Origin of the sequence: Bacillus sp. Root131 (genome assembly GCF_001429475.1) — a bacterium.
In the GTDB taxonomy this organism is placed as follows: domain Bacteria; phylum Bacillota; class Bacilli; order Bacillales; family Bacillaceae_G; genus Bacillus_A; species Bacillus_A thuringiensis_S.
Window position 1 is genome coordinate 2,262,149 of record NZ_LMJQ01000001.1, and the last position, 22,384, is coordinate 2,284,532.

Below are 22,384 nucleotides of genomic sequence, written 5' to 3' on the forward strand. Positions count from 1 at the left end.
ATTGTAAAAGAGAAAGAGCCAACTCATACGAGTAGGTTCTTTCATTTATATACTATATTGCTTATTTTTTCACAGTAATATCTTTTTCAAAAAATCATAAAATAGATAATATATTTTGTTCCACATTGATAATTATTTTCATTATATATTTATAAATTAGTAAAATTTAGTTTACAAATTTTCATATAGCTTATATAATTTGACTCATATAAAAAAGTTTCCTTAAGGAAACTTAAGCGCGGGTTTACATTCGCTTTATATTTTTTCGCTTAAAAGTTGCCTTTGCGCAAAATAATTATATACACGAAAAAAAGAAAGGGGAATGCATAAAAAATGGGTGAGGCTATAATTGTTAAAGATTTGTTTGTATCGTATCAAGGGAATCAAGTAGTTCAAAATGTCTCCTTCGATATTGAAAAAGGGAAGCTCGTTGGAATTATTGGTCCAAATGGAGCGGGGAAATCTACTTTAATGAAAGCTGTATTAGATTTAATCCCAAATGATAAGGGATATGTCCAAATTCTTGGAGAGGATATTCGAAGCGTTAGAAAGAGTGTTGCATATGTACCGCAAAGAAGTGATATAGATTGGGACTTTCCGATTACAGTTTTAGATGTCGTGCTAATTGGAACGTATCCATCTTTAGGTATGATGAAAAGACCGAAGAAAGAGCATCGGGATTGGGCGTTTGATTGCTTAAAAAAAGTCGGAATGGAAGAGTTTAAAAATCGCCAAATCGGTGAGTTGTCAGGTGGACAACAACAACGTGTCTTTTTGGCGAGAGCTTTAGCGCAAAAGGCGGAAATATTCTTCTTAGATGAGCCGTTTGTCGGAATTGATGTAACAAGTGAAGAGACAATCATTAAAATTCTTAGGGAACTACGTAAAGAAGGAAAAACGATTGTCGTTGTCCATCATGATTTAAGTAAAGCAGAATCGTATTTTGATAAATTACTATTAATGAATAAAAGCTTAATTCATTACGGAGAAGTACGCCAAGTATTAGAACCAACTGTTATGTCAAAAGCGTATGTGAATCAAGGAATATTGTTTAATAATGCAGCGGAGGTACATTCATCATGAAGATTGTAGAATTTATAGATGCATTAACGCAGTATAGTTTTCTGCAGAAGGCGTTATTAACTTCCGTTATGGTAGGAATTATCTGTGGTGTCATTGGATGTTTTATTATTTTACGAGGTATGGCATTAATGGGTGATGCCATTTCACATGCTGTTCTTCCAGGAGTAGCGCTTTCTTATATGATTGGAATGAACTATTTTATAGGAGCGGTTTTAACAGGTGTTATTACTGCAGTAGGAATCGGATTTGTAAGTCAAAATAGTCGTATTAAACATGATATGGCGATAGGAATTATGTTTACATCTGTTTTCGCTGTAGGGATTATTTTAATTACCTTTATGAAGAGTAGTTCTGATTTGTATCATATTTTATTCGGGAATGTCTTATCGGTTCGTTCTTCTGATATGTGGATGACACTGATTATTGGAGTGGTCATTATTGGTCTTGTAATGTTGTTTTACAAAGAATTACTCGTATCCACGTTTGATCCAACGATGGCGCAAAGCTATGGATTACCGAATAAATGGATTCATTATGGCTTAATGATTCTCCTTACAATGGTTACAGTAGCTTCACTTCAAACTGTTGGAATTATTCTAGTCGTTGCGATGCTTATTACACCAGCGGCTACAGCGTATTTATTAACAAACCGTTTATGGGTCATGATTTATTTAGCAGCAGGCATTGGTGCGCTTTCATCTGTAGTAGGGTTATATTTTAGTTTCTCTTATAATCTTGCTTCAGGTGCAACAATTGTTCTTGTCGCAACATTCTTGTTCGGATTGGCATTCTTTTTCTCACCGTCACAAGGTTTGTTTTGGAGAGCTATCAAAATTAGAAAAAATAGAGCAGAGTTGTCATAATTGATTGGAGGATAATGATGAAATTTAAAAATGTTGTATTATCGGTAATTTGTATTTTTGTATTTGCATTAACAGCGTGTTCGAGTAACACAAATGGAAAAGAAGAGGGTAATGGAAAATTAAAAGTTGTAACTACATACTCCATTATATATGATATGGTGAAGCAAATTGGTGGAGATAAAGTTGAGATTCATAGTCTTGTTCCAATCGGAGCTAACCCGCATGAATATGATCCACTACCAAAAGATGTTATGAAAATGACAGATGCAGATATGGTATTTTACAATGGGCTAAACCTAGAAGAAGGTGGAGCGTGGTTTAAAAAGCTATTAAAAACGGCAAATAAATCAGCGAAAGATGCACCGGTTTATAAAGTAAGTGAAGGTGTAGAAGCTATTTACTTAGAAACAAAAGGATTAGAAAAAGAACCAGACCCACATGCTTGGATGAATATTAAAAATGGTATTTTATACGCTGAAAATGTGAAGCAGGCATTAATTAAAGAAGATCCTAAAAATAAAGAGTTCTATACTAAAAATGCTGATGAGTATGTAGCAGAACTTCAAAAGTTACACGATGAGACAGTAAACAGAATTCATCAAATTCCTGAAGAAAAACGTTTCTTAATCTCTAGCGAAGGTGCTTTTAAATACTTTGGAAAAGCATATGACATTAAGACGGGATACATTTGGGAAATTAACTCAGAGAATCAAGGTACGCCAGATCAAATTAGAGATGTTGTAAGTTTAATTCAAACAAACAAAGTGCCAGCTTTATTTGTTGAAACAAGTGTAGATCGACGTAGTATGGAAACTGTTTCAAAAGAAACAAACGTGCCAATTGCAGGGACAATTTTTACAGACTCACTAGGTAAATCAGGTGAGGATGGAGATACTTACTTAAAAATGATGAAATGGAATATAGATACCATTATTAATGGGCTACAAAAGTAGGATTTATCTGTTTTTCAATGTAGCGTAACTATTGAATTTTTATAAAATAAGAGATGAAAGAGCTAGCTCATATGAGTTGGCTCTTTTATTTATCCCAATATTTGCGGGCGGATAAGATTTCCTCCTTAAAAATTCAGCGAATGGGAGGGAGGGCTGCCCGTAAAATCCCACTGAATATGTACTAATAATCAGTGGGGGTGACAAAACTTCTACTAATTAAAGTTTCATTTTATAATTTTTACTTTATTAAAAGTAGATTTGTTAGAAAGGATAATCATTTATTGATATAATGAATGGATGCGAAGCAGGAAATAGATAGAAAGATACTGCTAGTAATTTATACTTAAAATGTAGGGAGATTGAACAGAGTTATGGGGACAGAAAAAGAAATTAGTTCCGCTAAATTAATATGGAAGATGACGCGCCCACATACATTAACGGCGACGTTTTCTCCTGTAATTTTAGGGACAGTGGCATCACTTTATGTTGCCAAAATTGATTGGCTGTTATTTATTGCGATGATGGTTGCATGTTTAGCATTGCAAATAGCAACTAACTTATTTAATGAGTACTATGATTTTAAACGTGGATTAGATACCGCTGAATCCGTTGGCATCGGTGGCGGAATTGTCCGTCATGGATTGAAGCCAAAAAATGTGTTAACAGTTGCACTTTTATTATATGTCGTAGCAGCTTTTATTGGCATTTATATTTGTATGAATAGTAGTTGGTGGTTAGTGGTTATTGGTTTAATTGGAATGGCGGTTGGCTATTTATATACAGGTGGTCCATTACCAATTGCGTACACTCCGTTTGGAGAATTAGTTTCTGGATTGTTAATGGGGACATGTTTTGTACTTATTGCTTTCTTTATTCAAACAAATACGATAACGATTGAAAGTGTATTGATTTCCATTCCAATTGGGATTTTAGTCGGTGCAATCAATATGTCAAATAACATCCGAGATATAGAAGAAGATATTAAAGGTGGAAGAAAGACATTAGTAATCCTCCTTGGGAGAGAAAAAGCCATAGTAACACTAGCGGTAGCCTTTTTCATTGCGTATTTATGGATTGCCGTAATTGTATTAATGGGTTATATAAGCCCTTGGGCATTAGTTATGTTCCTAGGTTTGAGAAAGCCAATCTCTGCTATTCAAAGTTTCCAAAAAGGAGCAAAGGACCCTGGGTATATGCGCATCGCAATGAAATCAACAGCAATGACAAATACGATTTTTGGCTTCTTATTATCGGCAGGATTATTAATTAGTTATCTGTTTTAGATAAAAAATCTTGTTAAATAACTTAACCCCAATTTCTCAATTTTAATATGGAGAAATTGGGGTTTTTATTTTGACTTTGTTTAATGCTAAAAACAGTTTCATTTGAAATATAAATACCAATAAATTGCAACTTCATCATTTTCAATATCTAAACCTTTATAAACAAGAAAATCAAACCCACCAATTACAAATCCACATTTTTCATAAAATTTACATGCTGCGACATTATTATTTTGCGTTTCAAGCATGATCCCGGGCATGTTGCCTTCTTTTGCCCATCGCTTTGCCTGATCAACCAATCTTTTACCAACTCCGAGTGTACGATATTTTTTATCCACCGTTATATCTTCTATGTAAGCATAGTGATTCCAATTCTTTTTCAATACCATTAATCCAATGATTTGGTTATGTAACAGTGCTATGTAAATGACTTGATTAGGTTTATTTATATATTCATTGTAAGCCAGTTCTTCATTATCATCTTGATTTTGTAAATAACTTTTTTCATAACTTGGAACGTCTTCTACTGTATATTCTATGCGTCTATTTACTTTGGAAAGAGAAAGAATTAACCGAGCATTCACTATAAAACTGTCATCGATCTTCGGGAAATTGTCTAAATCATTTTTTTCTAACTCTCTAATTAAAAGATTCATCGGAGCACCTCCACATAATAATATTTCTTCTAGTTCTTTATTTGATTCAAATGAATTCCAATTACAAAATTATAATAGAATTTCAATAGTATGGCTAACTCAGTATTTTATCTTTATAACAGCATACTATTATCTTGATATAAAAATTTTGTTTAGAAAGAGTAGTATTTTTTATTTTGGATGTATATCCAGTTTTCAAATTTAACTGTATTAGAGAAAATAATATTTTTCTAAAGAGTGGATGCAGTACGCTATTCTTTAACTAATTTCGACATTATCTGCATTTTATCTTCACCTTCCTCTATTAATCTATTTATTGTAAATATCAACTGGAGTTAATGCTTAGCTGTATAAATAATGAATATGAAAATTAGTAGGGAAAGGATCGAAACATAATGAAAGAATCACAAAATAAGAAAAAAACAAATGTAGGAACTAAGGCAATACTATCTCTAGGGGTTGTTTTAGCAACGACCTTTTTCACATTCTTTTTAATTGGGAAATGGAACTCTATCCCAGCGAAGGGAGTAGCTAATGAAAGTAGTAATCAAGTTAATACGCAACAACAAGAAAAGAAAAAGGAGACACCACCAGCAAAACAGAAAAGACCTGATGGAAAACCGGTAGGAAAGGTTGTTTATTTAACATTCGATGACGGTCCTAGCGAATTAACTGGGAAATTTTTAGATGTACTAAAAGAGCAACATGTTGCTTCGACATTTTTTATGCAAGGTAGCAATTTACAGAATACCGCTTTTCAGGAAAACGTAAAGCGAGCAGTAAAAGAAGGACATTATATTGGTGCTCATAGTATGACACATAATAGTGATAAGTTATACAAAAAAGGACAATTTGTACCGGAGATGAAAGAAACGTTAGCTCTTATCCATAATATTACGGGTACAACTCCTAAACTAGTTCGTCCGCCATATGGATCTGCACCAGGATTAAAGGGCGAGGAAATTCGTAACCAAATTGTAGAAGCAGGAATAAAAGTTTGGGATTGGACGATAGATTCAAATGATTGGAAATTAAAAGGTAATCCACAGCAAATTATAGAGAATGTAAAGCGTACAACAACAGAAGATGTGGAAGTAGTTCTAATGCATGAAAAACCACAAACATTACAAGCGCTTCCTGAAATTATTAAATTTTATAAGGAAAAAGGATATGAATTCGGGGTATACAATGAAGCGGATCATTTTCAACTAAACTTCCAGAAAGATCAACGTCTATAGTATAAACATAATTATCTTAAAAAGGTGTTTTCCATTACTAAATCAATAACTAAGCCAAAAGTTGATTTCTTATTTTATAAAGAAATCGGCTTTTTCGTTTGTATATTACGTTACAAGAGTTTTCTTATTTTCTCCGGAATGTCCTTTTTAGAAATGTATGCAACAGAGTCTTTATAGTAAGAGTATTATGTTGGAAATAATCAAAAAAACGTATATTGCAATATAAAAATTCACTTTAATACTAAAGGATACATGACAACGATTCCTATAAATTCTTCTCAATAATTGAAAATAAAATCAATCCAGATTATTATATTGTTATTGTAATTACATTTTATTGAAGGAGGATACAAAGATGAAAAACTCAAAAGGCTCTATTGAATCAGAGATAAGCAAAGCAATTACTCACTGGGAAAAGGACTACCTAGGACGCGGGTCTATATCCGTTAAGACAGATATATTACGGGATATGATTATCGTAAATTTACAAGGTGTTTTAACGCCGGCTGAATATACGGTTTGCGAAACAAAAGACGGTATGCTAACGATAAAGAAAAATCGTTCGGAGCTAGTTGAATCTGGAATTGATGATCTGAAAGAGATTATACTAGAATTAACTGGAGAAAAAGTGAAAAGCTTTCATACGGATATAAGCTCCCGTACAGGCGAACGAGTAATGATTTTTAAATTGCTTCATAATCTTGAGGAGAAATTTTAAAAATACCTTAAGGTTAGTGGAAGGATTAAGAAACCTACAAGTTTTGCACTTTATTAACAGGCTAATAATTAAAAACTTGAAGTTATTTAGGTATAATAAATCTTAATTCTAATAACTCTTAAAAAACGGATAAAGAAATTGACAAACTGCTTAATATGGTTTATCTTATAATTGTTTTAAAAAATTGATAGATGCTCATTTTAACAGTTTGCTATAATTAAGGCTTTAGCATTTTTTTAATATGTAATATTGACTAAATGAAAAAGTTTCTTAATTAAAAGATAGCTTATAACATAAATTGATATATTGATTGCATAGTCTAGGAGATCAGAAATATACATTTCTTTTTAACAGGAGTAATACATACATTATTATCCTCTATAAAATGGGAGCTCTTCAAAAAACTTTATTGAAGTTAGTTGAAGGGAAACCGACAATCTCCATAATTCAATGATGATATAAAATCATTGAATTATGGAAGTTGTCGGTTTTTTTATGGGAAAAAACGATGTACTAAAAAGAGTGAATGAAACTTGAAATTAAAGAACTATCTTACTTAAAAGGAATTTTTATAGGTTATTTTCGTTTGGAAGGGAGTATTGTACATGTTAATTTCGCTGAGTTCATCAACACTGTTAACATTATTTTTTATGGCGCTTAGCGCTTCTTGGCTAAGTGGATTATTGTTTTTACATGCAAGGATACCTTTACGTTTTGTTCATATCCATATTGGTATCGCTGCATTGCCTTCATTGGTTTCTTTACTCGCACTTGTTAATAACAATGGAGATAGAGTTGTGGGACCTTGGCATCTAGATACTTTAGCTTGGTTAATGGCTTTCTTTGTTCTTACAATTGGCTTAATTATTCAGCGCTTTTCTGTACGTTACTTAATGGGGGATCACTCATATCGAAAATACTTTGCACTTTTTACATTTACTACAGGTGTATCTTCGGTTGCATGGTTAAGTGACGATCTTCGCTTAATGCTCATTTGTTGGGGAGCAACGCTTATAGGATTGGTTCTACTCATAGGGCTAAATAAAGGTTGGAAAGTAGTTAGTGAAGCAACTAAAATCTCTGGTTATTTATTTACAATAAGCTGGATCGCCTTGCTATCAGCTATCATTTGGCTTTTTCAAGGCACTGGACAGTGGCAGTTAACATCAATTTTAACGAATGAAAATGTAGCGCTACATGGAACATTGGAGAGAACAGGAATTAACTTATTAATTATATTAGCGGTGATGATTCCAGCAGCACAATGGCCTTTTCAAAGATGGTTAATTGAGTCAGCTGTAGCTCCAACTCCTGTGTCTGCTATTATGCATGCTGGTTTAGTAAATGCTGGCGGTATCATGTTAACTAGATTTTCACCTCTTTTTCATGATGATATTGCACAAATCATTTTACTAATTTTCTCAAGTATTTCTATCTTAATCGGAACAGGAATTAGCCTAGTTCAAGTTGATTATAAACGTCAGCTAGTGGGATCAACTATTGCACAAATGGGGTTTATGCTTATTCAATGCGCATTAGGAGCCTATTTAGCGGCTGTTATTCATTTGATTTTACATGGTTTGTTTAAAGCTACACTGTTTTTACAAGCTGGTTCTTCCGTGCAACGTTTTGGGGCAGTGAAGCAGTCTAATGAAAAGATATCTGATTTATGGATTATGGTCGGACGTGTTTTCGGATTATTTATAGCGATTGCTTTTTGGTTTACGACTTCTGGAGAAGGGTATGAATTAGTTAGTGCGTTCATCTTAGGGTGGTCATTATACTTTTCATGGAAACAGCTTGTTGTTTTTGGAGAGGGAAGAATGGGACGAATTGTTGGCGTATTTATTTTAGCTGGTTTTTCTCTCATTTATTTTACCGTTCATAATTCTTTTTACAAATGGTTGCATACTGACATGTATCAAAGTGTTCAACCTTCAGCTCCAGCTGTTATCTTTGTTATATGTATTTTACTATTTAGTAGTGCTATTAGTACTTTCGTTACTCGTAATCAATCTTCTACTTTATTCGCTGTACTTTATCTTTGGTTAGTTCGAGTAGGTGAGGCGAGAAGAAAGTCAGTAGAAAGTCACCCAGGCTATCTGAAACATTATGTATCAAAGGGAGGTAATTCGTGATGAGCATATTGTCAATATTAAAGAAAGATACAAATATTGATATGCAAGAAAATAATATAAATGATTTAGTTGCATCTGCTAGCCGAGTGATTGCACCACTTTGGCCTATCTCTACGTTTGCAGCTCACCACCCTTGGATGGGACTTGAAAAACAATCATTTGAACAAGTTGCAGATTGGTTAAAAGAAATTCGTAATGTGGATATATATCCGAGTGCTGCTATGATTCATTCGGCAAAGGCAAAAGGGGAGATTGAGGAATCATTTTTACAAAGTGGCTTGTCTCGTTGGCTTGATTCACAATCTTTTCATATCCCGCGAAAGAAAGTGGAGCAGTTTTGCCAAGTAGCTTTAAAATTAGAGGAATTACCTTCTAGTCTATTATCATTGCCAGAAGTAAATAAACTGGCAGAAGAAATGAGTTATATAAATACAGAGAGTATGAAAGACTCTTCTTTGCAACCTGTAAGTTCACTTATAGAGAACCAAAAGGGTGAAAACCTATCTGATATTCTTAATTATCATATCATTAAATGGTGTAAATTATATCTTGATGACTCCGGATCAAGTTGGACGATGCCAAATCGAGAGAAAGGTTTTTATCGTGCATGGCAACACCTTATTAAATTTGATCCAGCGCTCAGTAAAAATGAGCGTAAAGTTTTAAAAGATTGGCCACAAGATGCCCAAGTAGCTTTAGCGAGAGCATTATCTGAACTAGGAATTTCTGAATCTAACATACAAGCTTACCTTGAAGGGCACTTACTTTCTTTGCCTGGGTGGGCAGGAATGATACGATGGCGCTCACAACAATCAATTCAGGAACAGGAACTCCTAATAGAATATTTAGCAGTTCGAATTTCTATGGAGCTGGCTATTACAAAGCCTTATTTACCTTTAAAAAATCAAAAGGTTGAGAAAAAAGTTGCAATCGTCCCGCTTATAGCTTCTTGGATCTATTGGGGGAATATTTCAACACGGGAATGGTTACAAATGCCTGCTGCTGAACAAAGTGAATTATTAGTATTCGCTTATCGTTTTGATGAAAATATTCGTAGGAAACTTTGGCTGGAAGCTTGGGAACAGACGCATGCAGAGCAATTAAGGAAGAAGATTGCTTCTAAACAACGTGCAACTAATGATAAAAAGCGTGTATTAGCTCAATTAGCATTCTGTATTGATGTACGTTCAGAACCGTTTCGTCGCCACCTTGAAAAATTAGGTCCGTTTGAAACATTTGGAATAGCTGGTTTCTTTGGATTACCAATTGCAACTAGTGAACTAGGTAGTAATAACAACCATCCTTCTTTGCCAGTTATACTCAAACCGAAACATCAAATAAAAGAGCTCACAAATGAAAATGAACTTAAATCTTATGAGCAACGTAAGAGGGTAGGCAGTTCGGTACGTTATACATTTAAAACGATGAAACAGAACGTACTGACGAGTATGGCGCTACCTGAGTTAAGTGGTCCTTTATTTGGTCTACAAATGGTGACAAGAAGCTTTGTCCCAAGAGGAGTTGGTGGTTTCATTCGTAACCTTCGTAAAACTATGTTACAAAAACCTGATACAACATTCTCCCTTAATCATGTTCATGACACAAAAGGTGAGATACCTATTGGTTTTACGAAAGAAGAAAAAGTGAATTATGTGCGTCAAGCTTTAAAAATGGTGGGACTGACAGAAAAATTTGCTCCTTTAGTTGTAATGTGCGGACATAGTAGTCAAAGTACGAACAATCCTTATGCGGCAGCACTTGAGTGTGGTGCTTGTGGCGGAGCAGCAGGAGGATTCAATGCAAGAGTTTTTGCGACTTTATGTAATCTTCCAGAAGTGAGAGAGGCGTTGTTTGCTGAAGGTATTAAAATTCCTGAGGATACCATTTTTGCAGCAGCTGAACATAAAACAACAGTGGACGAATTGGAATGGATTTACGTCCCAAAACTTTCGAAAACTGCGCAAGAAGCGTTTGATTGTATTGAGACGATTATGCCAAATGTGAGCCAACATGCAAATAGAGAACGTTTAACGCAATTACCTAATTTTAAAACGAAAATAAAAAATCCGAGTAAAGAGGCACATCGATTTGCAGAAGATTGGAGTGAAATACGTCCAGAATGGGGATTAGCCCGTAATGCATCTTTTATTATCGGACAGCGTGAATTAACTCAAGATTGTGACTTAGAAGGTAGGGCTTTCCTTCATAATTATGATTGGAAACAGGATGAAAGTGGGGATATATTAGCTAACATTATTGCAGGACCAGGAACAGTTGCGCAGTGGATAAATCTACAATATTACGCATCAACTGTAGCTCCTCATTATTATGGTAGTGGAAATAAAACAACCCAAACCGTAACGGCGGGTCTCGGTGTTATGCAAGGGAATGCTAGTGATCTGTTGCCAGGCTTACCTTGGCAATCGGTTATGCAGTCAGATAGTGAGACGTATCATTCACCACTTCGTTTACTAATTGTCATTCAAGCACCTATTGAATATATAGAACGTTTGTTAAATAATGATTTCACATTTCGAGAAAAAGTTCAAAATGGATGGGTTAGACTTGCAAGTGTTGATCCAGAGGGACGCTGGAAAAACTGGTAACAATTATTATTGTTACTAGCTTAAAAGTTTCATAAATACAATAATGAAGAAGGAGTGCTCCATATGAATTCAAAGAATAAAAAAGTTTTATTATTAACAGACATTGAACACGGAATAGAGCCTAGCATCCAACAAGTAACTAACATTCAACAAGAAAACATGTTGACTATACACAGCTATGATTCTGTAATTGTACATCCTTATGGAGATATAATGAGATCTATTATTATTGCTATTTATCAAGAAAATGTTGAAGAAATTTTTGTTGTAGGAATAGAGGATAAAGAAACTTCTCCAGTTAATCTACAAATTCAACGTGATTTCATAAAAAATAACAGGGAACTAGACTATCTCTTTGAAAATTGCATGCCTGAATTTTCAAGTGGTAGCCTCGATGAATGGCTAAGTGGAAAAGAAAATGTTAGTGAAAATATTGAGAAGAGTATAGATATGATTTGTCATCATCCACTAGTACCGTCTGATGTTAAAGTTCATGGTTTCAAGATTGATAGAATAGGGGAAAAAGAAACGGTTGTTAAAATTCCTACTAATAAAATAGTTGAAAAAGTTAACTAATTTATTAAAGACAAATAAATTCTTATGTATAAATTGCTGTTGTATAATAAATTTTATTATGTTTTAAGAATCAGAAGAGGTAGCCATGCAAAATAAAATTATCGCTATGTTTCAAAAAGATTTTCGTTTATATGATAACCCAGCGCTATTTGAGGCTGTTCAGTCCGGTGAGGTTCTTCCGGTATATGTACAAGATGAAGATTTTTTAATGGGGGAGGCGTCAAAGTGGTGGTTGCACCATGCTGTAATAGATGTAAAGAAGCAACTTGAGGCATTGGGCTCTACTTTAATAATTCGTAAAGGACGTACGGAGGAAGAAATACTTTCTCTCATAGAACAATTAGATATAACGGCTGTATATTGGAATATTTGTTATGATCCGGACAGATTACAATCTAATCAAAAAATGAAAATGATGTTAGAGGATAAAGGTATTATTTGTAAGGAATTTAATTCGCATTTATTATTAGAACCGTGGATTATAAAAAAGAAGGATAACACTGAATATAAGGTGTTTACGCCTTTTTACAATGCATTTCAAAAGCAGGTAATACCTAAACCTATTAGCAAAGTGCAGAGTATAAAATGGGGAAGCTCTTTACCAGCAAGCTTATCTGTTTCAGAATTACACTTGCTGCCAACTATACCGTGGACATCTCATATTGAATCAATATGGGAGCCTACAGAGGAAGGGGCATACAAAACATTCAAGAAATTTTTCTCTAGCAAATTAGCCTCTTATAGTGAAGGAAGAGATTTTCCAAATCAAAATGCTCATTCGATGTTGGCGCCATATCTTTCATTTGGCCAAATATCAGTGAAGTTAATGTATCATTACTTAATAAATAAAAGTACCGAAAGACAATGTAGTCTTTTTGAAAAACAAGTGAATAGTTTTATACGCCAATTAATTTGGCGAGAGTTTTCTTATTATTTGCTATATCACTATCCGTTTACAGTATATAAACCTCTTAATAAAAACTTTGAACATTTTCCGTGGAATAAGGAAGAGGAGTTATTAAGAGTATGGCAAAAAGGTGAAACTGGTTATCCGTTTATTGACGCGGGAATGCGGGAGCTTTGGCAAACAGGTTTTATGCATAATCGGACAAGAATGGCTGTAGCCTCTTTTCTTGTAAAGCATTTGTTAATTCCGTGGCAAGAAGGAGCAAAATGGTTTATGGATACACTACTAGATGCTGATATTGCAAATAATACAATGGGATGGCAATGGGTTGCTGGAAGTGGAGCAGATGCATCANGAAGGAGCAAAATGGTTTATGGATACACTACTAGATGCTGATATTGCAAATAATACAATGGGATGGCAATGGGTTGCTGGAAGTGGAGCAGATGCATCACCGTACTTTCGTATTTTTAATCCTATCACACAAGGAGAAAAGTTTGATAAAAATGGAGAGTATATAAGAAAATGGGTACCAGAATTAAGAGATATACCGAATAAGTATATACATAAACCTTGGGAAGCACCTGAGCATATTTTACAAAAGGNTGGAGAGTATATAAGAAAATGGGTACCAGAATTAAGAGATATACCGAATAAGTATATACATAAACCTTGGGAAGCACCTGAGCATATTTTACAAAAGGCCAATATAGAGCTTGGTAATACATATCCTTTGCCAGTCGTTGATCATAAGGCAGCAAGAGAGAGAGCACTGTGTGCATATAAAAGTATGAAAGAGTTCGTATAAAATAGATTAAACGATATGTATTTGAAATTTAAATATTAGAAATTTATCCATTACAAGGACATACTAATCATATAAAGTTTCTAAAACCTTCTATTGAAAAAGGAGAATATTTATGAAAAAATCTAGTATTATAGTATTTTTACTAACATATGGTTTGTTTTATGTTTCTAGTGTTTTATTCCCTATTAATCGTACTTGGTATGATGCGTTAGAAAAGCCGTCTTGGACACCTCCTGGTATGACAATCGGAATGATATGGGCTGTATTATTTGGACTTATTGCATTATCAGTTGCAATTATTTACAACAACTATGGATTCAAGCCAAAAACATTTTGGTTTGTATTCCTTTTAAATTATATATTCAATCAAGCATTCAGCTATTTTCAATTTAGCCAAAAGAATTTGTTTTTAGCAACAGTAGATTGTTTACTAGTCGCTATTACTACGTTACTTCTCATTATGTTTTCTTCCNTTCAGCTATTTTCAATTTAGCCAAAAGAATTTGTTTTTAGCAACAGTAGATTGTTTACTAGTCGCTATTACTACGTTACTTCTCATTATGTTTTCTTCCAATTTATCTAAAGTATCGGCATGGTTGCTAATCCCTTATTTTTTATGGTCTGCATTTGCTACATATTTATCTTGGACAATTTATAGTATAAATTAAAGACGGAACTAAAAATTTGAGCACAATAAAAATGCTCGAGTTTTTATGTTTATTAATGATAATCTAAAGTATAGAATATATACATCTTAGGGAGGTCATACATATGAAGAAATGGATGAAAATTGTTCTGTACTCTTTACTTGGTATTTTACTTATAGGGAGTATTACTTTTTTTACTTGGTCCCAGTTTACTTACAAACCAACGAAAGAGGCTTTGTCGTTAGTGGATGATAAAAAAGATGAAGATAATATAGTTTTTGGACAGAAAGATGCTAAAATAGGGGTTATTTTTTATCAAGGTGCTAAAGTAGAAGCTGAAGCTTATAGTTACTTAGGAGAAGCTCTTGCAAAAGATGGGCATTTTGTAGTAATGCCTAAGTTACCATTAAACTTAGCGATACTTGGAATCAATGCGGTAGATAGTGTAATTGAACAGTACCCTGAAGTTCAAAAATGGTACGTTGCTGGACATTCAATGGGCGGAGCTATGATTTCTAAGTATGCCTTTCAGAATGAAGACAAGGTAGATGGGATCATTTTCTTAGGCTCTTATCCTGCAGATGATTTCTCTACAAAATCGATTCCAATGTTATCTATTTATGGAGAAGTAGATGCTTTAGCAACTGTAGAAAAAATAGAGAACAATAAAAAGTTAATGTCAAAGAATACAACTATGCACATGATAAAAGGCGGAAACCATGCTCATTTTGGCATGTATGGTGAGCAAAAAGGTGATAATGCAAGCTTAATTACGTCAAAAGCACAACGGGATGAAACAGTTAAAGTAATTGAAGAATGGTTGTTAAAACAATGATAACGAACTTAATAAATCGATCGAAAGAATTCTCCAAACGGTAGATGGGAGCGATAATAAAGAGCCAACTCGTACGAATTGGCTCTTTTATTTCTTTGCTATCTCCAATTGTCCCCTTATTTTCTCTGGAATGTCCTTTTCAGAAATAATATCGTAGGAATAGACATACTTACCTTTCACATGAATTTTTAAGTAAATTTTTCTTGTAAAATCATTAGGCGTGTTCGTTCCAACTTTATATTCTTTTTCATTGCTTAATTCATCAACACCTTTTAGTGAGTACATAGCTCTTCCTTTATGATGATAATCTGGAACACCATATCCTTTCGCAACGGCATATACATTCTTTTCTTCAGCAATCGGATTAAATCTGTCTAAATCTCCGCGTAATATGAAAGGTAGTAAGTATATAGGGAGGCCTATTCCTAGTATGCAAATTACAAATTTCTTCATGATCGTTTCTCCTCTTGTTCATTTACATGATTCAGTATAGAAAAAAATTCTTATAAATATAGAGGGAAATTCCTTAAGGTTTTCTTAATAAAGTTTAACCGTGTGAAAAAAGACTAACTTGAGCAGTAAGCTTACGGAATGAATAGCCAAATAACCTGTTTTCTTTATTTTTTGAGGATAGGTTATTAGGTTTTATATTGGTATGAGTGAATTAAGAAATAAGTGAGATTTAGGAAATAGAATAAATTTATTTTACAGTAATAAGAGAATTAACTAAATAAATGAGAGTGAGAACAATTAAAGAAAGCATCTAGTGGGGTGCTTTTTTCTTTTGAAACAGAGAATCTCATGGGTCATTTACATGTAAATTAGTGCTGTGCTTCTAAGTCCTTGGAAAATCCAACAATAAAAAAAGAGGGGGAGGGCATTTTTTATTGAAGTTTGTTAATGATAGATTTTTAATTAGTTAGGGGGGATCGTAAAATAGATTATTAATCTCTTTGATAATTTTTATTTTCCTTATAGTTGGCATACTGTATTAGAAATTTTAAATTTTGAAAGGAGAATCAATAAGTATGGGTAAGAAAAGAAGAACAAGTAATAAGTTATTACTTGTTAGTGCGATTTTTTCAATAACAATTCCCTCAGTCTCATATGCGGAGGAAGTAATTTTACCTGAAAATTTTACGAGTTCTTCAAGTTTGTATGAGGGACGGAATACGGAAGTATTGAAAACAGGATTATATCCTGATACATATAATTATCCGTTTAACCATCAATTTATTTCGAAATTAAAGGAAGCAAACACAACTATAAAAAAAGTAGACAATAGTGATGATGAAAATCCTATTATATCTACTACTCTTTCATTTATTCGCCATATGAATAGTGAAGATTATAAATCTGCATTTGATTTAACCTCAAGGTCATTACAGAAAATAATATCCGAAGAATGGCTGAAGAGCTATTGGGAGGGACTCCCAGTTCAATTACAAGCAGGTTCTTTTATAGAAATTGGAGAGGTTACACAAAAAGAGACAAATCCTGTTCATACAAATGTGGAGATTCAATTAGTTTTTGAAAAAATGACTGTACCTTTACTAATTAAACTAGATCCATCTGGAAAAATAGACGATTTTCAACTCAGCATGTCGTTTAGTCCTGTTGCTGAGCGTCCGTCATATAGTAAGCCTGAATCATTTGTTGATAAAGAAGTAGTAGTTGGAAGTGGTGCATTTCCATTACCAGGAACATTGTCGGTTCCAAAAGGAAATGGTCCTTTTCCAGCGGTTATTCTTGTTCAAGGATCAGGAGCAACTGATCAGGATGAAACAGCGTTTGCTTTAAAACCGTTTCGCGATTTAGCTGAAGGTCTTGCATCGAAGGGAATTGCTGTCCTTCGCTATAATAAAAGAACTTATGAACATGGGTTGAAAACACAATTTAGTCCCTTTTATACAGTTGATAAAGAGACAACAGATGATGCTCTTCTTGTAACTCAATTTCTTAAAAATGAGCCTCTAATAAATAAAAATCAAATTTATATTTTGGGTCATAGTCAAGGTGGAATGATGCTTCCGAAAATGATTGAAAAAGACCAAAATAAAAATATTGCTGGAGCAATTGTAATGGGAGGGCCAGCTCGTACGATCCAAGACGTTGTTTTAGATCAATTTGAGTACCTTTTCTCTATTGGAGCAATGAACCAGGAGCAATATAAATTCTACAAATCGCAATTTGAATTATTAAATGATCCAAATTTCTCTGGTCAGAATCCTCCAAAAGATTTTTACTTAGGATCAGCAATATTTTGGGATTCTATCCGAAAAATTAAAGCAGCCGAAATGTCAAAAGAACAAAAGACACCGCTTCTTATTATTCAAGGGGAAAGAGACTATCAAGTTCAATCAAAAATCGAAATTCCTCTTTGGAAAGAACAATTAAAAGAACGAGATAACGTCGATTATCGACTATATCCGAAGTTAAATCATTTCTTTACAGAAGGTGATGGAGAAATAAGTAAACCGGATGAATATTATAGTCCTGCTAATATCCCTGAGTATGTTATAAATGACATTGCTGCTTGGGTGCAAGGAAGATCGCAATTAAATTAGCAACTATATGTTTTAATAAAGACTTTCTTTCTGTAATCAAACTAGAAACATTATTAGGTTATATGTTTTTTAGCACTCTTTTAAAAAGAGTGCTTTTTTATTTTCCTAGGATTTAATTAACGAAAAAAATATCTTGTACTCCTTTTGTAACTTTTTCTAAATAGAAATTTTCTATAAAACAATGGGCTTGCCTTCCAAACAAATCGTTATTTGTAGCACTTTTATCAAAGCAAACTTCTCGTGACATCGCTGTGATATTCAAAAACATTTATAACTTATTTTATGAAATTTTTTGAAAATTTAGGTTTAACATCTTTAAAATAGGTGTATTACATATTACATAACAACTAAATAAAAAAATAAAAAATCTAAAGGAGGAAAAATACAATGCACAAGAATGAAAGAAAACCGGTGGTTCATGAATATGAAAATGAACAGGAAGTAGTTATGAAAGTAAAAGAGCTAGAATTGCAAGGGATTCACCAAGATGACATGTATGTCTTAACACATGAAAAACATCTAACAAAAAAGATTGCGGATGATACAAACACAAATACGATTGGAGTAAAAGAACAAGGATTGGGAACAAGTATTATCAACTTTTTCTCCAAAAAAGGGGACGAACTTCGAAATCAAATGGAAGAAATGGGATTGTCGAAGGAGGAAGCTAACTTATATGAAGAAAAACTAGATCAAGGGAGGATTTTACTCCTAGTAACAGCTGAAACACCAATGGCGAGTGATAGGAAGTCGCAAACCTATCATTCTCTCTAATAGATTGCAATAGGTAAGGTAATTATTTTAAGTTGTAGCATTGAAGAAAATAAAAGTAGAGAAGGGTGAGAAAAATGAAACATACTATATTTAAATATGCTGTGATTGGGATTACGACCGGAGTCATCGTCTCCCTATTAAAAAAAGAAAATCGGAAAGCTATACAAACAAAAGGAAAAAGCGTAAAAGAAAAACTACAAGAAGGAAACATAAAGGAAACATTGGAGAAGGTAACTGAGACAAGTAAACAATTCTCTGCAACTGCAGCTAATGTTGCAAAACAAACATTACCACAATTGCTTACAGCCACACCAGTTGTCATTTCTACCATTAAAGACTTAACAGAAAACGAAAGTAACAAAAAGAAAAAAGATGAAAAGGATTACGAAATAAATGAAAATAGTAGGAACCTAGACGGAGAAAAAACGAAAAATGAAAAGAAATATGTGAAAGAAGGGAAAGAAGAGAGTGCCTAGATTTAATTCTTAAAAGAGAAAGTGAGGAAAAAAGTATGAAATCTCTGTATGCAATTGATGTAGGAATTGGCTTTACCAAGCGGGCATATCGACAGGATGTAGATTCTGAGATGACGATTAAGAGTGAAGCTTCCACACTAGCCCCTGTACCTAATCATACTGACAGTGAAGATTTAACAAAGGTGAGTTTTATAGACTTAGACTTTGCATACTACATGGGAAATGAAGCACATCAATCTGACGCTTCATTGCTTCCTCCATTTAATGAAGAAATAGAAAATTATTATGAAAGCGAACGTTTTAAACAACAAATATTTGGTTGCATTGCAAAGGATTATAAAGAAAATGTCGTGTTACCTTTAGTTGTTACCGGGCTTCCAGTCACTTGTTTTGGTAGTCAGCACGAGCAATTACAACATGCACTAAAAAAAGAAACTTCCGTGCAAATTGATGGGAAATTTATTAATATTACGGTGGAAAATGCTTTGATTCTTCAGCAACCAGTCGCTTTACATGCCTATTTCTTAAAAGAGGGAATTATTCAGGAACAAGATCGCATCTTAATTATTGATGGTGGATTTCGTACATTAGAAATGGCAGATATGAAACAGAATCTCATTTTAAATCATTATGAGACGGAACTAGGATGTAGCAAGCCTTTGAAAAATATTAAGAATATCCTGCAGAATCATGCGGGTGAAAGTAATCAATTGCATATTAACGACATGCCAAAAATATTAGAAAAAGGATATGGAGATCGAGACGAAAATTATGAGACAAGTCAGGTGGATATTTTAATTCAAAAAGAGTTGGATGCACACTTCCAAGACGTCATGCGTGTATTACAAGAACAATTTAAGTTAGACCAGTATGATACTATTATTTGGACCGGAGGAATAGTAGATATCCACAAAAAACGAATTGAAAAAATGCAAGGTGAAATTGCTTCTTTCCGTATGGTAGACGCTTCAAAAGAGGCCGCGCTTCATGGATACTATATTATTGGGAGTCAAGTATTTGAGGACATCACCAATCAATCTGCACAAAAATCCCAATTATAATAACGATCGAAATGAATTTTGTTGAATAGAACTGCTAAATTATAGGGCTTGATTTCCATATATAATAAATTATTTATAAGAAAAGATAAAAAGTGCTTGTATAGAGGAAATGTTTAAAATTGAGAATAAAAATAACTAATATATAGGGGGTCTTTCTTTTAAAAGAATAAGACCTCCTATGCCATTTATTTTGTAATTTAGATAATCTAAAAACTTTTCCTTCAAGATATGAATACCTACATACAAATTTCATATTACGGATATGATTCGATCAAACATAAAACTATTTAGAAAGGAAGAATAATATGGAATGCATAAAAATGACGAAATGGAGTTGGTATCATGTGAAAACTAGTGAGCTTGAAAAACTTTCTTCTATAATCCCTCGTGATGTAACATCTTATTTCTCTCAATTTGTAAAGAAAATAAGTTCTCCTTGTGAAAATGGATTATATGTTTATACGTTATCACCAAGTCAAACTTGTGTATATGGTTCGTTTTTATATGATCAAGATAAAAAGGATGCCAAAATTCAAAAATTTATTCATTATTTCGTAGCTCATGGAATACTGATAACAGTCCAGGAAAAAGAGGAAGAGGATTTCCAAAAATTAATACATAATTTTCCTATGGGTATAAAAAATTGTAATAGTTCCGCTGAAGGAGTATGTGCTATCTTATCAATATTTATATCTCACTATTTACGAAAGGTTGACTATTTTGAAAACAATTTCAGAAATGTATTATGGGATTTTTATCATCATAATAACATAGCAGTTTTAGAAAGAATTTATCATATTCGTCATGAATTATTTATGAACACACATGTGTTTCGCTTAATACAGGAAGTGTTACAAGGCTTGGAGGAAGCTTGGTTAGAAAACTTAACAAACACCCTTTGTTATAAACAAACACACGTAAAATTAGAGCGTGGATTACAACTTGTTAAAGAGTACCAAGAAGAATTAGACACGATGATTCATTTACAAGAAGTTGTTTCTTCTCATCGTGGGAATGAAATTATGAAAGCTCTTACTGTATTAACTGCTGTGAGTACGCCTTTGACAGCTTTAGGAGCATTATGGGGGATGAATTTTAAATACATGCCTGAACTAGAATGGAAATATAGCTATTTAATCGCTCTCTTATTTATTATTTTCACAACGGTAGGTATGTATATGTATATGCGATTCAAAGGGTGGACAGGTGATTTATTACGAGTAAAGAAAAAGAAATCTTTTTTTAAATCTAATTAGTCCTGTTTATAAAAAATATGATAGATATATAGTTAATAATATTTATTAATTGGGGTAGTGCCATATCCCTATCAAGTTAAAGTTTTGATGTCCCCGCAATGATAAAAATTGTGAATATTTATATGAAAGATTAGAGCTCTCCTTCTTGTAGGAGGGCTCTAATCTTTGTTTAAAAACTATAGCATATACATGGGCAGACTCAATATGTGAACTTTGTCCGGATTCAATTTAGAATATAAAAAAGGAGAACTTGCGTTAGAATACAAGCTCTCTTTAAAAGAAATAACGTAATTGAGATACTTATATATTAACAATTTTTTCTTCTAATTCCATATTTCTTATGTTGAGAAATAAATGATAAGGGGCTTAATAAAACTAAAATGAATTATTGACATAATATTTCGACGATAATATAATAAATCTCGAATTCAAGATAACTTGTAAAGGATTGGTAATTATGAGTGTGATTAATGATGAGAGCTTATCTTTAAAGTTATTTGTTACATTATCAAGGGCAGCACAGGCAATTACTAAGCGTATTGAAGAGGATATAAAAAGTTATGGACTTAATCCAACTGAATTTGCAGTGCTTGAGCTACTATATAGTAAAGGCGATCAGCCTATACAAAAAATTGGAGGGAAAATATTACTTGCAAGTAGTAGTATCACGTATGTAGTGGATAAGTTGGAAAAGAAGAGGTTCTTAATACGAAAACCATGTCCAAAAGACCGCCGTGTCACGTATGCGTCAATTACTTCAGATGGTATTCAGTTAATGGATAGTATTTTTCCTCAGCATAAAGAGGCGATTCGGCATATATTTGGTGGTTTGGACTATATTGAGAAAAAAATGATAATCGAAAAGTTGAAAAAATTAGGGTATTATGCACTCGAACTATAAATTTTTAGAAATATATCTCGAATTAGTAATGTCCTAAT

General features: G+C 33.3%; 21 protein-coding genes and 3 pseudogenes. 21 read left to right on the forward strand and 3 right to left on the reverse strand.

Annotation, left to right across the window (positions count from 1 at the left end; all coding sequences use genetic code 11):
- Nucleotides 1-333 precede the first annotated feature (333 nt).
- From ASE54_RS11365 to menA, 4 genes are all read left to right on the forward strand, one after another.
- Nucleotides 334-1,083 carry a metal ABC transporter ATP-binding protein gene (locus ASE54_RS11365; RefSeq protein WP_000503231.1) on the forward strand — a complete coding sequence of 250 codons (750 nt, stop codon included), beginning with the start codon at nucleotides 334-336 and terminating at the stop codon, nucleotides 1,081-1,083.
- Nucleotides 1,080-1,946, forward strand: coding sequence for a metal ABC transporter permease (locus ASE54_RS11370; protein WP_000706183.1), 867 nt, complete (start codon nucleotides 1,080-1,082; stop codon nucleotides 1,944-1,946). Before ASE54_RS11365 ends, ASE54_RS11370 begins: the two co-directional genes overlap by 4 nt.
- 17 nt (nucleotides 1,947-1,963) lie before the next feature.
- On the forward strand, nucleotides 1,964-2,899 hold the full coding sequence (mntA, locus tag ASE54_RS11375; protein WP_000669597.1) for a manganese ABC transporter substrate-binding protein/adhesin MntA: 936 nt from the start codon (nucleotides 1,964-1,966) through the stop codon (nucleotides 2,897-2,899).
- A gap of 371 nt (nucleotides 2,900-3,270) precedes the next feature.
- Nucleotides 3,271-4,182 (forward strand): 1,4-dihydroxy-2-naphthoate polyprenyltransferase, encoded by a 912-nt coding sequence (gene menA / locus ASE54_RS11380; RefSeq protein ID WP_000536383.1) that lies wholly within the window; start codon nucleotides 3,271-3,273, stop codon nucleotides 4,180-4,182.
- Nucleotides 4,183-4,280: 98 nt separating this feature from the next.
- On the opposite strand, the gene satA is transcribed toward menA, so the two are convergent.
- A complete protein-coding gene (gene satA / locus ASE54_RS11385) occupies nucleotides 4,281-4,838 on the reverse strand; it encodes a streptothricin N-acetyltransferase SatA (protein ID WP_001050464.1) in 558 nt (185 codons plus the stop codon).
- Between the two features lie 395 nt (nucleotides 4,839-5,233).
- Here satA and ASE54_RS11390 point away from each other — a divergent pair, with 395 nt between their 5' ends.
- From ASE54_RS11390 to ASE54_RS11425, 11 genes and pseudogenes are all read left to right on the forward strand, one after another.
- The gene (locus ASE54_RS11390; protein ID WP_000665156.1) at nucleotides 5,234-6,076 is read left to right on the forward strand and encodes a polysaccharide deacetylase family protein; all 843 of its coding nucleotides are present in this window, start codon (nucleotides 5,234-5,236) and stop codon (nucleotides 6,074-6,076) included.
- Between the two features lie 355 nt (nucleotides 6,077-6,431).
- Nucleotides 6,432-6,794: a DUF2294 domain-containing protein gene (locus tag ASE54_RS11395; protein WP_000798170.1), complete on the forward strand. Its 363-nt coding sequence runs from the start codon at nucleotides 6,432-6,434 to the stop codon at nucleotides 6,792-6,794.
- A gap of 605 nt (nucleotides 6,795-7,399) precedes the next feature.
- Nucleotides 7,400-8,932, forward strand: coding sequence for an NADH dehydrogenase subunit 5 (locus ASE54_RS11400; RefSeq protein WP_000908918.1), 1,533 nt, complete (start codon nucleotides 7,400-7,402; stop codon nucleotides 8,930-8,932).
- Nucleotides 8,932-11,538: a putative inorganic carbon transporter subunit DabA gene (locus ASE54_RS11405; RefSeq protein WP_000025796.1), complete on the forward strand. Its 2,607-nt coding sequence runs from the start codon at nucleotides 8,932-8,934 to the stop codon at nucleotides 11,536-11,538. The genes ASE54_RS11400 and ASE54_RS11405 overlap by 1 nt, the downstream gene beginning before the upstream one ends.
- Before the next feature lie 63 nt (nucleotides 11,539-11,601).
- Nucleotides 11,602-12,114, forward strand: a complete 513-nt coding sequence (locus tag ASE54_RS11410; protein WP_001086244.1) for a hypothetical protein — start codon at nucleotides 11,602-11,604, stop codon at nucleotides 12,112-12,114.
- Between the two features lie 85 nt (nucleotides 12,115-12,199).
- Nucleotides 12,200-13,375, forward strand: a 1,176-nt coding sequence (locus tag ASE54_RS11415; protein WP_057187474.1) for a deoxyribodipyrimidine photo-lyase, incomplete at its 3' end; no start/stop codon positions are given.
- A 1-nt stretch (nucleotide 13,376) separates the two neighbouring features.
- Nucleotides 13,377-13,626 (forward strand): annotated as a pseudogene (locus ASE54_RS36815) (FAD-binding domain-containing protein); the annotation flags it as partial.
- A gap of 1 nt (nucleotide 13,627) precedes the next feature.
- Nucleotides 13,628-13,829: pseudogene (locus ASE54_RS36820) on the forward strand (FAD-binding domain-containing protein); the annotation flags it as partial.
- 112 nt (nucleotides 13,830-13,941) lie between these two features.
- Nucleotides 13,942-14,301 (forward strand): TspO/MBR family protein (locus ASE54_RS36825; protein ID WP_057187475.1); only part of this gene is annotated, 360 nt, incomplete at its 3' end.
- A 1-nt stretch (nucleotide 14,302) separates the two neighbouring features.
- Nucleotides 14,303-14,497, forward strand: a pseudogene (locus ASE54_RS36830) (TspO/MBR family protein); the annotation flags it as partial.
- A 103-nt stretch (nucleotides 14,498-14,600) separates the two neighbouring features.
- Nucleotides 14,601-15,311, forward strand: coding sequence for an alpha/beta hydrolase (locus ASE54_RS11425; RefSeq protein WP_000759148.1), 711 nt, complete (start codon nucleotides 14,601-14,603; stop codon nucleotides 15,309-15,311).
- An 87-nt stretch (nucleotides 15,312-15,398) separates the two neighbouring features.
- Here ASE54_RS11425 and ASE54_RS11430 read toward each other — a convergent pair whose 3' ends face one another.
- Nucleotides 15,399-15,764: a YxeA family protein gene (locus ASE54_RS11430; protein ID WP_000714889.1), complete on the reverse strand. Its 366-nt coding sequence runs from the start codon at nucleotides 15,762-15,764 to the stop codon at nucleotides 15,399-15,401.
- Nucleotides 15,765-16,339: 575 nt separating this feature from the next.
- Here ASE54_RS11430 and ASE54_RS11435 point away from each other — a divergent pair.
- Complete coding sequence (locus ASE54_RS11435) at nucleotides 16,340-17,878, forward strand: DUF3887 domain-containing protein (RefSeq protein ID WP_000516864.1); 1,539 nt, start codon at nucleotides 16,340-16,342, stop codon at nucleotides 17,876-17,878.
- A gap of 112 nt (nucleotides 17,879-17,990) precedes the next feature.
- Here ASE54_RS11435 and ASE54_RS36835 read toward each other — a convergent pair whose 3' ends face one another.
- Entirely contained in the window at nucleotides 17,991-18,146 is a 156-nt protein-coding gene (locus ASE54_RS36835; protein WP_074789697.1) for an acyl dehydratase, read from the reverse strand.
- 119 nt (nucleotides 18,147-18,265) lie between these two features.
- On the opposite strand from ASE54_RS36835, the gene ASE54_RS11440 reads away from it, so the two are divergent.
- From ASE54_RS11440 to ASE54_RS11460, 5 genes are all read left to right on the forward strand, one after another.
- On the forward strand, nucleotides 18,266-18,652 hold the full coding sequence (locus tag ASE54_RS11440; protein ID WP_000549431.1) for a general stress protein: 387 nt from the start codon (nucleotides 18,266-18,268) through the stop codon (nucleotides 18,650-18,652).
- A 74-nt stretch (nucleotides 18,653-18,726) separates the two neighbouring features.
- Nucleotides 18,727-19,128: a hypothetical protein gene (locus ASE54_RS11445; RefSeq protein WP_000683213.1), complete on the forward strand. Its 402-nt coding sequence runs from the start codon at nucleotides 18,727-18,729 to the stop codon at nucleotides 19,126-19,128.
- Between the two features lie 35 nt (nucleotides 19,129-19,163).
- Nucleotides 19,164-20,189 (forward strand): ParM/StbA family protein, encoded by a 1,026-nt coding sequence (locus ASE54_RS11450; RefSeq protein WP_000839445.1) that lies wholly within the window; start codon nucleotides 19,164-19,166, stop codon nucleotides 20,187-20,189.
- 305 nt (nucleotides 20,190-20,494) lie between these two features.
- Nucleotides 20,495-21,445 carry a magnesium transporter CorA family protein gene (locus ASE54_RS11455; protein WP_000388931.1) on the forward strand — a complete coding sequence of 317 codons (951 nt, stop codon included), beginning with the start codon at nucleotides 20,495-20,497 and terminating at the stop codon, nucleotides 21,443-21,445.
- 457 nt (nucleotides 21,446-21,902) lie between these two features.
- Nucleotides 21,903-22,346, forward strand: a complete 444-nt coding sequence (locus ASE54_RS11460) for a MarR family transcriptional regulator (RefSeq protein ID WP_000111431.1) — start codon at nucleotides 21,903-21,905, stop codon at nucleotides 22,344-22,346.
- Nucleotides 22,347-22,384: the final 38 nt, after the last annotated feature.

Coding starts and splice junctions, on each gene's coding strand:
- ASE54_RS11400 (WP_000908918.1), top strand. CDS start 7,400: ATGTTAATTTCGCTGAGTTCATCAACACTGTTAACATTATTTTTTATG.
- ASE54_RS11390 (WP_000665156.1), top strand. CDS start 5,234: ATGAAAGAATCACAAAATAAGAAAAAAACAAATGTAGGAACTAAGGCA.
- ASE54_RS36835 (WP_074789697.1), bottom strand. CDS start 18,146: ATGTTTTTGAATATCACAGCGATGTCACGAGAAGTTTGCTTTGATAAA.
- satA (WP_001050464.1), bottom strand. CDS start 4,838: ATGAATCTTTTAATTAGAGAGTTAGAAAAAAATGATTTAGACAATTTC.
- ASE54_RS11410 (WP_001086244.1), top strand. CDS start 11,602: ATGAATTCAAAGAATAAAAAAGTTTTATTATTAACAGACATTGAACAC.
- mntA (WP_000669597.1), top strand. CDS start 1,964: ATGAAATTTAAAAATGTTGTATTATCGGTAATTTGTATTTTTGTATTT.
- ASE54_RS11405 (WP_000025796.1), top strand. CDS start 8,932: ATGAGCATATTGTCAATATTAAAGAAAGATACAAATATTGATATGCAA.
- ASE54_RS11440 (WP_000549431.1), top strand. CDS start 18,266: ATGCACAAGAATGAAAGAAAACCGGTGGTTCATGAATATGAAAATGAA.
- ASE54_RS11445 (WP_000683213.1), top strand. CDS start 18,727: ATGAAACATACTATATTTAAATATGCTGTGATTGGGATTACGACCGGA.
- ASE54_RS11395 (WP_000798170.1), top strand. CDS start 6,432: ATGAAAAACTCAAAAGGCTCTATTGAATCAGAGATAAGCAAAGCAATT.
- ASE54_RS11460 (WP_000111431.1), top strand. CDS start 21,903: ATGAGTGTGATTAATGATGAGAGCTTATCTTTAAAGTTATTTGTTACA.
- ASE54_RS11430 (WP_000714889.1), bottom strand. CDS start 15,764: ATGAAGAAATTTGTAATTTGCATACTAGGAATAGGCCTCCCTATATAC.
- ASE54_RS11425 (WP_000759148.1), top strand. CDS start 14,601: ATGAAGAAATGGATGAAAATTGTTCTGTACTCTTTACTTGGTATTTTA.
- ASE54_RS11435 (WP_000516864.1), top strand. CDS start 16,340: ATGGGTAAGAAAAGAAGAACAAGTAATAAGTTATTACTTGTTAGTGCG.
- ASE54_RS11365 (WP_000503231.1), top strand. CDS start 334: ATGGGTGAGGCTATAATTGTTAAAGATTTGTTTGTATCGTATCAAGGG.
- menA (WP_000536383.1), top strand. CDS start 3,271: ATGGGGACAGAAAAAGAAATTAGTTCCGCTAAATTAATATGGAAGATG.
- ASE54_RS11455 (WP_000388931.1), top strand. CDS start 20,495: ATGGAATGCATAAAAATGACGAAATGGAGTTGGTATCATGTGAAAACT.
- ASE54_RS11370 (WP_000706183.1), top strand. CDS start 1,080: ATGAAGATTGTAGAATTTATAGATGCATTAACGCAGTATAGTTTTCTG.
- ASE54_RS11450 (WP_000839445.1), top strand. CDS start 19,164: ATGAAATCTCTGTATGCAATTGATGTAGGAATTGGCTTTACCAAGCGG.